Consider the following 17,431-nt stretch of genomic DNA (forward strand, 5'->3'; position numbering starts at 1 on the left):
ATCCGTAATGTGCACGTCGAGACCGAGTAGGTAAATGTTCCTGAATGAATTACCAAACACCGCTCATGTGGATCTACCGGAATCGTATATGGACCAGTTCCAGCCCACGGCCAATAATCATCGCCATTCTCAGGGTCACCAATCCGAGTTAGAACAACCGGACTTCCGTACTCATTGATCCATTGAATCCATTCACCCCGTCGAACCGAAACAGAGGGGTTGTCTACGCAGCCATTTTTGTTAATTGTGATTGTTGTCGAATCTGACACAACTAGTCTCCTTTGTTATTTGTGGTTTCATTTGTAGGTTCAGTGGATCGGAACCAACCTTGAAGAGAAAATAGATCAATTCATTTTCACTCGAAAGCCTTGAGGGTTTTTGCATAGCGAGGATCAGCACGAAGGTTCTTGAGATCGCCGTCGGACTCAATCTCGCTCATCGAATAGTTGTCGCGAAGTACGGAACGCAGTGTCAACAAAGCCTGCTCTCTCTGGTCGGTCAACTCGTAAAGGCACATGGCGTTAAAGAGAAATTCCGCTGTGTTTGCGGGGTGGCGCATCGCCTGGTTTAGGCGAAGACGGGCATCTTGTTTCTTTCCCAACTTAGCGTAGCTCAGGGCCAGTCTTTCCAATAGCATCCCGTCGTTTGGGAGAATGATGAGAGCTTGAGACTGTTCCTGAACGGCTCGCTCGAAGGCCTGCTCGGCCTTGGCATGCTCGCCTGCCATGTCATAGGCATCGGCCAGATTGGTCCAGTTAACATAATCTTTGGGAGATAGATCTGTCGCCTTGAGGAACGCAACTGCCGCGCCGGCATAGCTTCCTAGATGAAATCGCGCTGATCCCAGGTTGGAGTAGGCACCGGCTGAAGGACTTACAGCAACCGCTCTATCAAGCGTGCGTTCTGCTTCGTTGTATTTGCCTTGCGCCAGATATACGCCCCCCAGGGAAAAGATGGCCGGCACATTGTCTGGCGCCAGTTCCGTGACAATGTGGTAGCACTGCTCAGCCTGGTCATACTGGGCATGGTGAAAATAAAGAGCTCCCAGAGACAAATAGTTTACCCAGTCGGAGGGATTGCGCCGGATGCTGTCCTTGAGCAGGCTCTCGGCCTTCAAGATGGTTCCGGCGGCGTCGTAGGCCAGAGCGAGGCGCCGGATAACCTCATCGTCGGTTGGGTCTAGCCGTAGGGCGCGATTGAATTCGGAGATTGCGCTATCCAGATCGCCACTTTCCTGCAAGATCATTGCCTGCGCTAAGTGCGCCGGCGCCAAACTTTCATTCAAGGAGAGGGCGCGGGAGGAGAATTGCCTCGCGGAGTCAAGCCAGTGTTTGTCTTTCGTATTGCGATATTTGAAAACATAGGCAGTGCCAAGATCGGCGTTAGCAGCGGCAAAACGTGCATCAAGCGAGATTGCCCTCTGCAATAGTGGGATGGCCCGATCCACATTTTCACTGCTATCACGCCTCAGATATCCATGGCCTTGCTGGTAGAACTCGTACGCATCAGGCTCCAGTTTCTGGTCGACCGGAAGATGATAAAGTATGCCCTCCGGCATCACTACCTTCAACATTGCCGAGATCCGCTCAAGCGCCAAGTCTTCAACGGTGGCCATCTCCTCTGCGGGAATCGTAACAACCTCCGAACGCAAGACCTTAAGGGTCTGAGCATCCTTAACCTCGGTGCGAAGGCGCAATCCGCTGCCCAGCTTTTCCATCTGGCCGGTGATCAGCAGATTTACCCCTAGAGATGCCGCCGCATGGCCTGCATCGTCAGGCTTCATATTGCGTACCTGTGACCAGGGAACAACCCACAAAGAACTATTAGCCGGCTCAAGTCGAGCGAGATTGCTCGTTACAGATTCCGAGAGTCCATACGCGGAAGCTGGCCCCGGAACGTAATCTCCAACAAAGGTGAAGGGAAAGACAGCAAGATGTTTGTTCGCAGGCAGAGGGGTGGGAGAAAAACGAATCCATAAAAGAAAAGCAAGTGGTACGACGATAAAAGCAAAAGCCGCGACCAAGGCAGCGGCTCTGCGGTATTCCCGGAGGAGCGAGACCAGATTCCTATTTCCAGACAGTGACACAAGCACTGCTTCGACTGGAGCCATGCGTTTCTCCGGATCACGGTCCAAGCATCTCAGAATGGTCTTGTTCCAGTTTTCACCCAATCCAGGGCTGATTTTAACCGGCGCAACCGGATTATCGGTGAGCCGGTTGACAGCTTCAATCCACTGCGAGTTGTTGTGAAACGGCCTCACACCCGTGGTCATTTCATACAGCACCACGCCGAGGGAGTAGATGTCGCTGGACAGGGTCAGTGACTTTCCCTGAAGCTGTTCCGGAGACATATAGGCTGGTGTACCAACGACCATACTTTGGCCGCTGCCAGTAGCCGATGAACCCTCGATTTTGGACATCCCGCAGGCGATGCCAAAATCGGTGATGACTGCGCGCACCTGCTCACCTTCGCCCACCAACATGATGTTGGCGCACTTGAGATCGCGATGCAAAACAGGGACACGATGCGCTGCCTCCAGCGCCTGGCATAACTGGCGAGCAATGCTCAGGGCTTCCTGAAGTTCGATCTTACCGATGCGCTTCAGTCGGGCGGCGAGCGTCTCTCCGCGCACAAGCTCCATAGTAAGAAATAGGATTTCCTCTCCCAACTGCCAATGGTGTCCAATGTCGAAAACGCGGCAAACATTGGGATGGGTCACCTGCCTGGCTAGCTGGACTTCGCGGCGGAAGCGGTCGAGAGCATCTGGATCCAGAGCAATCTTGGGGTGAATTACCTTGATGGCAAGCCTTCCGCCCAAGTCACTGTCGTCAGCCTCGTAGACCTCTCCCATGCCGCCGCACCCAAGAAGGCTCACGATCTTGTAACGTTCTGCAATCAAGTAGCCTGGATGCAGGAGTCCGGCAATAGGAGTTGTTGAATCGGCATCAAGAAAACCTCCCATCGCATCATATTGGGAAAGAAGCTTGTTCAATTCTGCCTGGAGTTCAATATCTCCTTTGCACGCGTCGGCTACTGCGGTCCGTCTTTCGGCGGTGGATTGGTCAACGACTACTGCAAAGATATCCTTCATCTGCGACCAACGGGTCGGTGTGGGAGTCAAAATGGATTGCGTGCGCATCTTCAATTGAACTTCCCCTCGTGAAATTGATATCCCTTCGTCCATTGTTTCTACCTTGGTGCTGCCGCTCTTCTCACTTTCCCAGCCTGTTTGGCGCCTGGAAGCGCTGCCATGAGTACGCACGCATGGAGACGAGGGAAGCCTTCCCCGATATCCTGATGGCCGCACTCCCGTGCTTGCGTGCATTTCGGTCGGGTCCGTGGTTGACTGCACTTCCAGCACAGTGGCTTGGAGCGTATGTTCTGGTGATTCTCTTCGCACGCCATCCTGGTAGACACGATGCGACCCTCTGCAAATCAAATGCAAAAGCCAATCTGCTGCCTGCTAGTTGTCTGTCTCTTGGATCTGCGAAGAGGGCGGTATGGGGACACGAAATGTCTTCTTCCGGTTTAGATATTTCAACCTGGCTCTAGACCCTAGCAACATCGCATAGGGAGCAATTATGCGCATCAAAGAATTCAGCGTCAAGGGAAAAACAAGCTGCACTGAATGACGAGTTGGAAGTCGCTAGAACTTTGCGGACATAACCGCAACAGACCCGCTGGCCTTTTTGATAAGTGTTGCTGATAAGCAATTAACTTTCTCGACTGTGTGGCGTATCCACCATGGATTCTCATTGAACACGCGAAGACGTAGCGAGGAAAATTTAGATAAAGAAAAAGCAAAAAGACTGATCCCGATCCTGAAGAGTTTCCGCTTAACAATACAGAGCAACAAACTTGGTTCGGCCCAAACAGCCTCGCCTAACCGGTGAGGACTATCGGGCCGCAATAAACCATCGAATGCGGGTGGATCGATTACAACCAGGTGCGCTCACTCAGTGCGTTGGAGTCCCTGACGCCGGAGAAATTCGCAACGGGCTGCGTGAATGTGGGAAGCAAAAACTGCACTCCCCATTTGCCAGCCTCAACGGCGGCTGCGAGATGAATTTGCAGCTAAACCCAAAACCGAGCCCTCTCCCTTACACGGACCAATCGTAGAGGGCGCTGCACAATCACTCGAAAGGAAAACTGTCATGAGCAAAACAATCAACATTCTGATCGCGATCGACACGGATAGGGTCAAGTCGCAATATTCTAAAGGCAGCACGGACCCGAATAACCCGACTGGCATCGCTCACGACCTGGGGTACCTGGTTGCCACTGGGACCAAAATCAACTCCGGACAGGGAACGGGGGACCTGAGTATTACCGCTCTGGTCGGCGACACACTACGCGCCTTCGCAACATCGGGTTCCGACAATTTCGAGGATGCAGTCCTGCTCTACGGATTGCCTCGATTCAGTGGCGACCAGGTGACCAGCGACTTTCAATACCAAAACTTTACGAAGTCGACCGTGATACCAAACTCTCCAACGCAGCCGTTGCCTGCCAAAATCGCGGATGAGGATTTCTGGTTCTACCAAGCCAGCATCATCAAGAAGGGAACAGAAGGTTATGGAGTGAGGTTTGGCCTCTACACCCGTGATCAAAACACAGGGCAACCTGTCCTCTACGGGTACTACTGGTGGGATCCACAGATCACCGTCGCGGGCTGAAAAGCCCGTCAGGGTTAGTTCGAGGTAGTGGACCACAACTACCGAAGAGAACTCCAGAAGCAGGCTGCTGCCCGAGCACATATGGCGTGCTCAGGCAGCAGCCTTCCATCTGGTTCTGCGACGGATACGGACAACGTCAAGGACGCAAACTATCTGAATCCCAGGGCAAAACGGTATGCGTGCCTGCCACATTATCGTGCGCCAATTTCGAGACAAAAGCTCAAAGGAGGGTATATGGGAGACGACAGCCAGGATCGAGACCTTCAAAGTAAGGTTGTCCAGGACAGGCACGGCGCGCCCGTGCAGTCGCCTGCAGCATGGATGCTGATCGTGATCGATACGGATGCTGTCATGGCAAACTATCCTGATCCCAGTAAAGATCAACATCGCCCTACCAGCATCTCTCAAGACAAGGGGTTCCTGATCGCTACGGGGACCAAAGTTGAGTCTGGACAGAGAACGGGGGAGGTTCGTATGGCGGCCGTCGCGGGCGATACCGTGTACGTGTCCGCAATATCAGGATCCGATAACTTCGAGGATGCTGTCCTGCTCTACGGTATAGCGCGAATCGAGCGCACCCAGGTACTCAGCGACTTTGATTACCAAAACGTCCAGCAGTCTACTGTGGCGCCAAATTCAACATTGGAACCGCTGCCTGCCCAAATTGCGACTCATACATTCGAGTTTCATCAAGCGAGTGTAATTGCGGCAGGAACAGAAGGATATGATATGAAGTTTGCACTCCATATCCGGGATCTAAACATCGGACAGCTCACCCTCTATGGTTACTTTTCCTGGAACCTGAAAATTACGGCACAAGGTTGATAAAATCCCCAGAGCTTTTCACGAACAGACGGCCATATGGCTACGGGAAAGGGCCTGCTGGCATTACCGGATGGAGAGCCCAGTTCGAATTTTCCAGTGGAGACAAGACAAACTGGCAGGCATCCACGGCTGCGATTTGCCACTCCGAATTGGCAGGTCAGCCGGATGTTTTGTACAGTGAAGATTCAGTTGTTCGGATTATCTGGCACACTATCGTTCCTGACGTGCCCCGCTGATCTCGAGAACCGTCCGGAAGCATAAAATTCCGGTAGGAATATGCCCTACCCCACACATTCTCACCACGATTCGCAGCTGCTGCGCCAAATAATCAACTCGGATGTGTGCCAGATAATGCGACAAGCAACAGCTAGGTTAGTCTTCTCCTTCTATTAGCTCGTATTCGCGTCCAAAGATAAAGCCCCAGACGCTGAGCATCCAATGCACGCCGGCCCCATTCTTTGTTTCCTGTGGTTCGATCAACTCGCAGGCGCATGACAGTGTAGACCAGACGAGTTGAAAGTCTCTGGAACTTTGCGGTCATTACCGCAACAGGCCCACTGGCCTTTTTGGTAAGTGTTGCGGATAAGCAACTAGCTTTCTCGAATGTGTGGCGCATCCACCACGGATTCTCATTGAACACGCGAAGAGGTTCAAATTCAGTCGCACCGCCCGATTTTCGGCGGAAGCTGCTGCATCGGGTACCGCCCTCATTTTTACAGCATGCACAAGTGGTGCTGCCGCGAACAGATACAGCATAACGTCTTCAACGAGCTATAACACCCAGAACTTCACGTCGCCGTCTTTTACTGCAAGGTACGATGTCGTGGCGCACACTAAGGCTAGTGAGCGATAACTACAGCATGTGCCCACTTTCGTTCCTCTCCTTTCGAAGGGAGTTCTCGAAAACATCGGATTATCCCTGAGCGAGTGCCCAAAGGAATCGACGGCAAGTGACAATAGCTACACCTCATCCCAATCAGTCCTTGTATTGCTCCGCTGCCCGGCTCTAAAACGGCTCAGGCAGAATCTTGTTTTTTCCCTTGCATCGAAGATTTAGATTTTTTGGCTTTTGCCTTTCCATCTGTCCTTCCAGAAGGGCTCGGGACAGGGCGATTGATTCGTGAAGCTTGCGTTCCAAAAACGTCTCTTGGAGGCAGTTCGGTGAGATATTGTCCGACGTAGATGCGGGATCGGTCTACCCGTATGTCCGGTAGGCGACAATGCGGGAGCGCGAGGCGCTGCCATTAAGAGACTTCGATTCAAGCAGAATCTCGAATTTTGGAATGCTTCCATCCTTCCGAGTGATCTTGCGAAGGAAGGGTTCGAGGTTACTGTCCATGAAGAGGAAATCGCTTATGGCCTCGGTTCCGGCAACGGACGTTCCCTCGACAATCAACACGTTTCCGTTTCGACTGAGGTTCGGCAGAAAGGCGAGAACGCCGTACTCTGCCTGAGTAGCCGAGTAGAAGGGGCGCTCACCGGGCTGCGGGTTACGGTTCGTGAAACCGTGCAGGCCGTGGGTCAGATCGATGTTCAGGACAAAGTTCATCTCCGGTTCGAAGAGCTCGATCCAGGGGTTGGCGTCCTGCGAGCCGGAGAGGATGACATTGCCCTGCTTGAGATCGTCGGCGGTGATGTCGCGCGCGAAGCGGATGTTGTAGTTGCTGGAGACGGCTTCGGGAAGATGAGAGAGTCGTTCAATCAACTCCAAATCGACGAAGGAGGTGTAGCGGCGGCTGGCGTCGAACAGCAATTCTTTCTGGCGTTCCGCGGAGACGACCGCGAGTTCCCTGCTGAAATTGCGGGACAGATATTCGGACAGGTTGGTGTTCTGCCCCGTTCCTCCGTGCAGCATGACGATTCCGCTATCGGCAGCGACGATGGTGGTCTTCTGGTTCTCGTCAAACAGCTTTTTCCAGAAGCGATGCGCGGCTGGGCTCTCGCGCCTTCCCTCGACCAGCGGTGCCGATCTTCGGATGAAGAGAAGGAGGCACAGGGCCAGACTGAACCCTAACAGCGCGATGCAGGTGAAGCGGAGCCGCCGGATAGTGCGGCGCGGTGCTTCTGTATCCGCGGCTGTCTTGAACTGCGGTTCATCCGGAATGGGAGGCGGTTCGGTCAAAGGCTCCGGTTGCTCCTTTGCAGGAGCGAGAGGGACCGCCTCGAAGACGGGAACGTATCCGCCTTTGGGAATGGAGACCCGGAGATGCTCGGCGTGGCCCTCGTCACGGAAGTAGTCCTCCAGTCTTTGCCGGAGGCGTACCATCTGCGACCTGACAATCGTATCGGCCGCCGGATCGAAGTTAGTTTTGCGATCGAAGACCGCGGAGGCGAGGCTCTGCTCTGTGAGCAGGTACTTGCGGTTCAGGATGGCCTGCTCGCCCAGATAAAGCAGCAGGTGCGCCAGCCGCGGAGATCTGACGAAGGCGGCTGAGACGGAGATCCGCTTTACCAGCTGCCACCGCGCATCCTCCTTCATAGGATCGCCGGCCAACAAATTCTTCTCCTCATTGTTGGCGATCAGGTCGGGCATAGGGTGAGTGCTCCTATCCAGTACATCGTATCCGGGTTAAAGTTCGGTGAAGCCGACAGCGATACAAAACCGATAAGTCTTTTGAAACGAGCGATGTGTGCTGATGTTGCGCGATGTTGCGCGACAAACCTTCTGTGTGATTTGACCTGACTACACCTATCCAGCACTGCTACTACTGACTTCAACGTTCCTACCCCTGCGCAACCCTGAAGACACTTCCTTCGCCGATCGGCAAGAAGGAGAGGAAAAGAGGCGAAGAGCAGCGACAAGGAATTATTTCACGCCTGGAATACTCCCGGCCCATTGGGCCGGGTAACGGTCCACGAACGAAGTTTTTACTGGAGAGGTCATGATCTTGAGAAAGCTGGCTGCCGCACGGTTCCTGATGTATTTGTTGCTCACCTTGTCTGTGCATTTGGCATTCGCCCAGAGCGCCGATACCGGTGCGATCTTCGGAACGGTTAACGATCCAAGCGGGGCATCTCTGGCCGCAGCATCCGTGACGGTCAGCAATGAGCAAACCGGAGCGAGCAACACCCTGACAACAAACAGCCAGGGTTTCTTTTCCAACGAAGCGCTGGCGAGCGGAGACTACACCGTCCTCATCCGGCTGGATGGGTTCAAGAGCTTCACGATACAGCACATTCATCTGGATCCCGGTCAGCGAAGAGATGTATCCGAACGGCTGACAGTCGGAGGAGCTCAAGACGCCGTCACGGTGGAGGCCAATGCTCTACAGGTGAAGACAGAGACCTCGGAAGATTCCTCAACCATCGACTCCAAGGAGATCTCGACACTGCTCGTGAACGGAAGGAACTTCCAGTCTCTGGCGACGTTAAACCCGGGAGTCAACAACACGAATGGGAACAGTCAATATTCCGGTGGTGGCCTGAGCTCTACGACGACGCTCTCCATCGGTGGCACCGGCACGGATGATACGACCTACGCCATCGATGGTGTTTACAACATGAACACCGGAAACTACATCAACCTCAACATTTCGCCATCGATGGATGTGATCTCCGAATTCACCATATTGAAGGCGAACTACAGCGCACGCTATGGCACGGCCTCCAACAGCACGGTCCTGGTCGATACCAAGAGCGGTACGGAATCCTACCATGGAACGGTTTGGGACTATTTCCGGAACGATGCGATGGACGCCAGTGACTATTACAGTGAAGGCGTAAAGACCGCGCTGCACCAGAACATCTACGGTTTTAGTTTTGGAGGCCCGCTGCAAATCCCCAAGCTATACAACGGGAATCGTAAAAAGAAGACCTTCTTCTTTGCCTCGGACGAATGGTGGGCCAAGACAACGGGGAATACCGCTACGGCCTTCGTGATCACGAAGGCTATGCGCACGGGTAATCTGGCGGGAAGCATCGGCTTGCCGACCGCGGGACTTACGCTGACGGCACAGGGAGAAAGTCTGTTGGCGGCAGAAGGCAAGACAAACTGTATTGCCTCTGCCTCGACCCTGAATCCCAGTTGTATCGATAAGGATGCACTCACGCTGCTCAACGCATTTGAGCCGACCGAAAATGCCAGCAACCCTTCCTTCAACTACATCAATTACGCTCCGAGCACTTTTTCCCAGATAGACCACGATTACCGCATCGATCACGAATTCACGCCCACGGAACAACTGACGGCGCGATTCATGTATGAGGAGGTAAATGACTTTGCGCCGGGGGCTACGACGATTTCCGATTCTACCTTTACCAGCGGTCTGAATATGATGATGCGCCTTACGTCCACGTTTGGGTCGAACATAGTTAATACCGCATCGGTCGCCGAAACCTTCGACAAGCCGAGGCTTCACACCACCGCCGCCACGATTCCTGCGGGCGTGCAGATCGCGTATTTTTATCCCAACGCCAATACGACGAACACCATTCCGAATATCAGCATCGGCGGGTATGAAGGATTTGGACCCGGGTCGCGACCGGTGAACGCGAGCGATGGCGAAGGCATCATCAATGACGATTTCGGTCTGGTGCTGAGGAAGCATAGCCTGCAGATCGGCGGGTTTTACATCTTCGGAATCAAGAACCAAATCACCACGAATGAGCCGTGGGGCAATATGGGCTTCGGAGGAGCGTATACCGGAAGCGGCGCCGCGGATTTCCTGCTGGGTCTGCATGACGGCTACACCCAGGACAGCGCCAAGCCGCACTACAGTGCTCACTATCGTTCAACCGAGTTCTATATACAGGATGACTGGAAGGCGACCCCTCGGCTGACCATCAACGCCGGAACGCGTTTCTTTTACTATTCTCCGGACTGGCTGACGGGCCAGAACAGCGCAACCTCGACGTTTGCTCCAGCGCAGTTCAATGCCGCCGTTGCGCCGGTGGTAACTCCTGCCGGGGCCTTCGAAGCGAATGCCTCCGGAGTCCCTATTACCGCCTTGGGAACGGTTGCGGATCTAGACAACGGGCTGGTGTTCAATACGACACCCGGCGTGCCGCGAGGCTTTTATCACAACAACACGATTTATCCGGCCCCGCGGGTAGGGTTCGCTTACGCTCTCACCAGTGACAACCGCACCTCGATTCATGGTGGCTATGGAATGGGCTACACACGCGTGCCGTTCCGAATCGCCGATGCCCTTACCTCCAATCCTCCGGGTGTGGCCAACGTCGACTTCATCTCTGGGACCATTGAAGATCCCACAGCAGGTGCGGAGAAGGTAGCGGTACCCACTCCGCAGGCGCTGGTGGAGATGAATACAAACTTCCGGGCTTCGCAGATACAGAACTTCAGTCTTATCGTAGAGCGCGAGGTGTTCCCCGACGCGATCTTTCAGGTGGGGTATGCCGGATCGTTAGGACGGCATCTCCGGGTCGATACCGACCAGAACCAGGTGAAACCTACCAGCACGCCGTATTCTCTGAGCTGTCTGGCGAAGGGACAGGCGCCATCGGCTGTGTATGATTTCGATCCCTGTCTCAATACAAATGTGGTCTCTTCCGCCTATCTTCGGCCGTACCAGGGGATCAGCAGCATCAATGAGTATGTCTTTGTCGGGAACGACAACTACAACTCTCTCCAGTCGCAGTTCAGATTGAAGCGCAAGAGCTGGCAGACCACGCTGAACTACACGTATGGCAAGGCCATGGGCGATGCAAATGGCGGCAGTGATTACCGGACGTCCTACAGCACCGATCAGAACAGCTATTGCCTCACCTGCGAATACGGTCCGAGAAATTTCGACCGTACACACATCTTCAGCGGCAATGTTATTTATGCGTTGCCGTTCACCCATGCAACGACCGGATGGAAGGGAGAGCTGATCGGTGGATGGTCCGTGTCGGGTATCGCGCTTCTGGAGAGCGGCTTTGCGTTGACGCCGGGCCTTTCGGCACCGGACACCTCGCTGGCCTCCAGGCCGAACCTGGTTGGACCGCTGCACAACAGCGACAACCGCAACGAGATCTTCAATCCCAGCGCCTATGCTGTTCCGGCCTACGGCTTCTTTGGAGACGCGTCGGTTGGTTCCATTCGCGGACCGAGGCAGGTCGGGTTCAACACGGCTTTCTATAAGACCTTTCCCATTCGAGGAGCAGTGAACTTTCAATTTCGTGCGGAGGCGTTCAATGTTGCCAATCATCCCACCTTCACTGGCGTAAACACCGGTATTGGACCGAACGACCCCGATCCCGGAGTAGTGAATAGTCCTGCGGATCCGCGCATCATGGAGATCGTTGGGCGGCTCTCCTTCTAACAAAGGAGCGGCGCACCACCCTGGGGATGAACGATTCCCCAGGGTGGGCCATTTTCAACAAAAGAAATCAAGCAGCCTTTGCATCGGTCCCGACAGTGATCCAAGCGATCGGGAGTTTCTTCGACTGAGAGCGTCTTGTCCAACTCGCGTTGTATGTCGAGTTACAGTTATACGATCGTGGTGAAAGCACGACTAGTCATTCCCAATGTTCCGAGGTCAAGGTATGCATCGCAGAGAGTTCCTCCGTCTGGCGTCGTTTACATCAGGTGCCTTCACACTTGCTGGCCCGACCATGCTCCATGCGGATAGCAACATTTTGGAGACTTCGCCCGGTATGCCGGACGCTTCGCCTTTCCAGATGTTTGTGGATCCGTCGATGCGATACCGGCCTATGGTGCGGTGGTGGTGGAACGGCGATCGCGTTATCGGCAGTGAGCTTCTGCGCGAGCTGGATGTCCTTAAGGCCGCGGGCATCGGTGGGGTGGAGATCAACCCCATCAAGTTTCCCAATGATGCTCAAGCAATGGACATAAGACCGCTGCAGTGGCTGAGTGGCGAATGGATCGATGTCCTTGAGGTCGTACTGAAAGGTGCGCGGGAGCGCGACATGACCTGCGACATGATCGTCGGCTCTGGCTGGCCCTTCGGTGGCGAATTTCTCACCCGAGAGGACCAGTCCCAGATGGTTGCTCTTGGGACGCGCGATGTGACAGGACCAACCCGTCTGGAAGTAACGCGAGCAGAGCTGCTTGCAGACGTTAGCCCCGCGCTCGTCTCGCCGCAAGCAGGCGCTCTCAAAGAGCTGTTCAGCCTTATGCTCGCGCCATATGAGCTCAACACTCTCGAGCAGGTGACAAATCTGAACGATCGGACCGGCGAAGAGCGGATCGTCCTCGAAATCCCAGAAGGAAAACATGTCCTCTACTATTTGGTGAAGCTCACCGGCTACATGGCCGTGATCAACGGAGCTCCGGGCGCGAACGGCCCTGTTCTCAACCATCTGGACAAGGCATCGGTCGAACGCTACCTGAATCGTCTTGCGGATGCTCTCACTGCAAAGATTGGCGACCTGCATCCCTATGTGCGCGCTTTCTTCACAGATAGCATTGAGCTGGAAGGAGCGAACTGGTGCAACGATATGGCTGCGACATTCCAGGAACGTCACAGATACGATCTGTTGCCCTGGCTGCCATTTATTCTGTTCAAAGTGGGCGAAATGGGGAACGCCGTAGACGGTCACTATGGCGCACACTTCGCTCAGGCATTCGAGAAAAACGTGGAGGCGGCGCGGTATGACTTCCAGACGCTGCGCCGCGAACTTTTCAACGAATGCTTTGTCGCCACTTTCGCAGCCTGGTGTTCGCGGCTTGGTGTCAAGTCGCGTATGCAGGCCTATGGCAGCGAATGCGATGCTATGACGGCATCGCCGATGCTCGACATCCCTGAATGCGAAACCTGGATCCGCTCCGAACGGATTGTGCCATTCGATGCTGCAGACTACCGGGTCGGGCGCAATTACACGATGATCAACAAGTTCGTGTCGTCTGCGGCGCACCTGTCGGGCAAGCAATTAATCAGCTGCGAAGAGATGACGAACACGGATGATCCGTTCGGTGTTTCGCTCAACAGAATTAAGGCCGCAGGCGACCAAAGCATCCTCTCCGGTGTGACGCAGAGCATCCTTCATGGATTCAACTACAGCCCACCCGAAATCCCGTTCCCAGGGTGGGTACGTTATGGCACGTACTTCAGTGAACACAATACCTGGTGGCCCTACTTTCACCTGTGGGCCGGGTATCGAGCCAGGATTTCGAGCGTGCTTCAGCATAGTGTGATGCACGCAGACATTGCAATCCTGCCGCCGACAGCGGACCTTGCCTCGCTCTTTGGCTTTCAAAGAGATCCGTTCCCGCAGGTGGCATACCCGCCCTACCTCTATGAGCTCTGGGAGGCCATCCACCAGAACGGTAGTGGCTGCGACTACATCACAGAGGACATCATTGTCCGGAGCGAGATAAAGGGCGGCAAACTGCAGTACCAGCAACGATCCTACAAAACCCTGTTATTACCGGAAGTAGAACGCCTCGCTCCGAATACAGCCAAAGCTCTCACCCGTTTCGTCGCCGGCGGCGGCACGCTATTCTTCCTGAACCGAGTTCCAACGCAGAGTGCCGGTATGGCGGAACAGCATGAAGCGGACACCGTAGCTGCACTGGTGAGCGAACTACAAAAGAAGTATCCACAGAGGGCGGTCCTGGTACAGGTCGATGTGGCATCGCTCTTGACCTGGTATAGAGAGTTACAGCGCCGCTTCAGCGTTTCACCGGATGTTTTACTGAGCGAACCGAAAGACTTTCTTAGCCAGGTGCATTACAGACAAGCCGGGCGCGAGATCTTCTTCTTCGCTAACTATAGCGGAGATCAAACGCATACTTTCCAGGCGGAGTTTCCCGTGTCCCGTGGTTACAAGGCGTGGCTGTGGGATCCGCAAACGGGCGAAAGGCATCCGCTGCACTGGGCGCCTGATGCGGGCACTCTAACACTGACGTTGGGACCCGTGGCATCGATGCTGATCGTCCTGGAGTCCCGGAGCGCTGAAAGCAACGAGAGACCTGTTCCTCCCAGCGCAGCCGCTTCCCCTGGAACTACCAGTGTACTTCGAGCTGACTGGCAGGTGGAGCTTGAGCCAGTCAGCGGTAAGCCAGTATCTCTAACGGTATCGGACTGGAAAAACCCTGTACTCACCGCGGCTCTAGACGGCTTCGCCGGCACCATCACGTGCTCCACGAAGGTGCAGATCGATGCAACGCGAGAATGCTTCCTCGAGTTGGGCGTGCTTCACAGCGTCTCTGAACTATGGGTGAATGGGCATTCACTCGGAGTACGCTGGTTTGGAAATCAGACCTATGACATCAGCCATGCAGTGATAGAGGGACAGAACGAGCTAAAGCTTCGTCTCACCACCACACTGGGAAATTACGTGAAGACAATGAAAGACAACCGAACCGCGATGGATTGGAGCAGAAATACTCCAACTTACCCCGCCGGTTTCATCCACGATGTGGTGCTGCGAGTTCACTGATCCGCAAACCAGCCGTAAGGTGGGAGAGTCTCAAAAGAACCCAGCCCAGTTTGCGAAGGATTCGAAGGCGAAAGCACGGCTACCGCACGATAAAAGACCACAAGAACAACGTGCCATTGCAGTGCAGAAGGCACAAGGGAGGCTGTCAAGCAGATAGAGAAGGAGCGCAAGAAGGAGTGACCGAGCACTCGCGCGGAGTTCTTCGAACCTCAATGTGCGAGAGTGGCGGGGTACAATTCGGAACACATAGACCAATTGGGGTCGCTCATCGAAGGCGGCAGCGTTGTCATACCCCATTTCGAAGGTGCTGAGCCCAGCGTTAGCACTACCGTTGCGCCGTCCTTGATCTGAGCATGGCGGAACCAGGCGTTCTTCAAATCAACTCCGTTCAGCGTGGCCGACTGCACATAACGGTTCAGGCCGTTCGAATCCAGGTTCTTCGCGATGATACGAATCTTCTTGCCGTTGCCAAGAGTGAGCGCGGCGTCGGGGATGCTCGGCGTGCTGATGAGGTATACATCCTGACCGGCAATGGGAAAGATGCCAAGCGTCGAGAAGAGAAGCCAACTCGACATGGCTCCCGAGTCGTCATTGCCGGGGATGCCAGCGCGTGTATCCATGAATGCCTTTTCGAGGATCATGTGAACGACATCGGCGGTCTTGTCGGGGCGGCCTGCGTAGTTATAGAGCACCGGGAGCAGAAAACCGGGCTCGTTGGTGACGTCGAAGTGACCGCGAAGAAATGTCCAGTCGAGGCGGTGGACGAAGGCCATGTTACCGCCGGCCATCTCGATGAGACGGCGCATGTCCTGCGGAGCATAGATCGAGTACGTCCAGATATCGCCTTCGTAGAAGAAGTCGGGCCAGGTGCCGCGAACGGCTAAATAAGGCGGTGCCCAAGTACCGTCGGGATTGCGTGGGCGTAGGAATCCTTTGATGCCCTCGGCTGTCATGTCCTTGTCCCACAAGTGCTCGAAGTTATGGGTGCGGCTGGCGTAGAGTGCAGCTTCTTTTGTTTTGCCGAGGCCGCAGGCGACCTCAGCGATGGCGAAATCGTCGTAGCTGTATTCGACGGTGCGTGAGCCGGAGCGTTCATCGGCCAGCGTGACGTAGCCTTTTTCGTTGTAGTCCTTCAACCCTCCGCGGCCCTCTTTTTGCTGATCGGCTGGAGGCGCTTCCGCGTCGTGAACCATAGCGGCGAATGCAGTTTCATAATCGATGCCTTTGAGGCCTTTCACATATGCATCTGCTACAATAACGTTGGCATTCGATCCTCCCTGCGTGCGGCCGTTGTCATTGCCGCTGCGCGCGTCAGGCATGTAGCCCGTATGGCGGTAGATGTCGACAAGTGAGCGGATGATGTCGCGCTGGCGGTCTGGCGAGATGAGAGTGAGCAGCGGGCTGGAGGTGCGGAAGGTATCCCAGATACAGTAGTAGTCGTCATAATAAGGTTCCGACGATTTCCAGTCAGGATTCTCTCCAGTGCGATCCGTGGGCATCAGCATGATGTGATACATGGCGGTATAGAGCTGGTGGCGCTGCGAGTCGGTTTCGCCGGAGAGATTGAGCTTGGATAGCTCTTTGTTCCAGAGAGCGGTAGACGCGGCGTGGACTGCAGCGAAGTTCCAAGCGGGAATCTCCTGTTGCACGTTTTGCTTTGCCTGCTCGGTGCTGAGGAAGGAGATGCCAACTTTTGCCTGGATGACCTGATTCGCTTTCGTGCTGAAGTCGAACGATGCCCCAATCGGCGTGTTGGCTTCGACAGTGGCGTCTTTAGACGGGCTCAGAGTGCTGCCGGTCCAGGTCTGTGTGGTCTCGGCAGGTGTGTCGAGCACCATGTAATAGTAGACCCGGTACTCGCCACCCCGGTTCCAGCCGCCGGTGAAGCGCGCTACTCCCTGAGCTTCATGATTAGAGCTGAGGTGAATCTCCGCTCCGAGAAATTTCTGTGCCTGCCAGTCGGTTCCAAGGCTGAGTGCGTGAGCGATGTCGATGACAATGTGCGACTGCTGCGAGGCAGGAAAGGTGTAGCGATGGAAACCGACGCGGCGACTGCTGGTCAGCTCGACCCTGAGGTTGTAGCGCGTGAGCTTCGCAGCGTAATAGCCGACGTGGTTAACCTCATCGGTGCGCGGAGTCTTGATGTCATTCAATACGAGCGGCCCGGTGACTGGTGCGACAAGGATGTTGCCGTACTTGCCTTGCGCTCCGCTGAGATGCAGATGGGAGAAGCCGAGGATGACGCCGTTGCTAGAGTATCCGAACCCGGATTTGCGGCCATCAAAGGTCTCCATATCCGGACCGACCTTAACCATGCCGTAAGGGCTTGCGGCACCAACGAAGGTATTGCCACCCCAGTCGACTCCGATGAACGGATCGACGTTGCGCGTGTAGTCCTGCGAAGGTTTGGCCATGGACGTTTGCGCGGGAAGAGAAACCGCGAACACGAGAGCACTGATGACTAGTAGCATCGAGCGATGGAATACAGAGGATATGTTCTTTTGCATAAAGAGGGCTTTCCATGAATGACCTTGTTGGTGGAGGAAGAGCGACGACTCCATGATAGAAGCGAGGTATCTTTCGCC

The 17,431-nt window shown here is 54.8% G+C and carries 7 protein-coding genes; 4 read left to right on the forward strand and 3 right to left on the reverse strand.

The annotated features are described in order from the left end of the window. Positions 1 to 355: 355 nt before the first annotated feature. The gene (locus tag GSQ91_RS07555; RefSeq protein WP_158820731.1) at positions 356 to 3,139 is read right to left on the reverse strand and encodes a serine/threonine-protein kinase; all 2,784 of its coding nucleotides are present in this window, start codon (positions 3,137 to 3,139) and stop codon (positions 356 to 358) included. Positions 3,140 to 4,154: 1,015 nt separating this feature from the next. On the opposite strand from GSQ91_RS07555, the gene GSQ91_RS07560 reads away from it, so the two are divergent. Further along, the gene (locus GSQ91_RS07560; RefSeq protein ID WP_158820733.1) at positions 4,155 to 4,676 is read left to right on the forward strand and encodes an inclusion body family protein; all 522 of its coding nucleotides are present in this window, start codon (positions 4,155 to 4,157) and stop codon (positions 4,674 to 4,676) included. A 234-nt stretch (positions 4,677 to 4,910) separates the two neighbouring features. Next, complete coding sequence (locus GSQ91_RS07565; RefSeq protein WP_158820735.1) at positions 4,911 to 5,501, forward strand: AidA/PixA family protein; 591 nt, start codon at positions 4,911 to 4,913, stop codon at positions 5,499 to 5,501. 1,195 nt (positions 5,502 to 6,696) lie between these two features. Here the strand turns inward: GSQ91_RS07565 and GSQ91_RS07570 are convergent. Continuing rightward, complete coding sequence (locus tag GSQ91_RS07570; RefSeq protein ID WP_158820736.1) at positions 6,697 to 8,034, reverse strand: hypothetical protein; 1,338 nt, start codon at positions 8,032 to 8,034, stop codon at positions 6,697 to 6,699. A gap of 349 nt (positions 8,035 to 8,383) precedes the next feature. On the opposite strand from GSQ91_RS07570, the gene GSQ91_RS07575 reads away from it, so the two are divergent. Next, entirely contained in the window at positions 8,384 to 11,764 is a 3,381-nt protein-coding gene (locus tag GSQ91_RS07575) for a carboxypeptidase regulatory-like domain-containing protein (protein WP_158820738.1), read from the forward strand. A 334-nt stretch (positions 11,765 to 12,098) separates the two neighbouring features. After that, positions 12,099 to 14,846, forward strand: coding sequence for a glycosyl hydrolase (locus GSQ91_RS07580; protein WP_216845129.1), 2,748 nt, complete (start codon positions 12,099 to 12,101; stop codon positions 14,844 to 14,846). Between the two features lie 209 nt (positions 14,847 to 15,055). Here the strand turns inward: GSQ91_RS07580 and GSQ91_RS07585 are convergent, their stop codons facing one another. Then, positions 15,056 to 17,407, reverse strand: coding sequence for a GH92 family glycosyl hydrolase (locus GSQ91_RS07585; protein WP_371417093.1), 2,352 nt, complete (start codon positions 17,405 to 17,407; stop codon positions 15,056 to 15,058). Positions 17,408 to 17,431: the final 24 nt, after the last annotated feature.

The sequence above is a fragment of the Granulicella sp. S156 genome (assembly GCF_009766105.1).
Taxonomy (GTDB): domain Bacteria; phylum Acidobacteriota; class Terriglobia; order Terriglobales; family Acidobacteriaceae; genus Granulicella.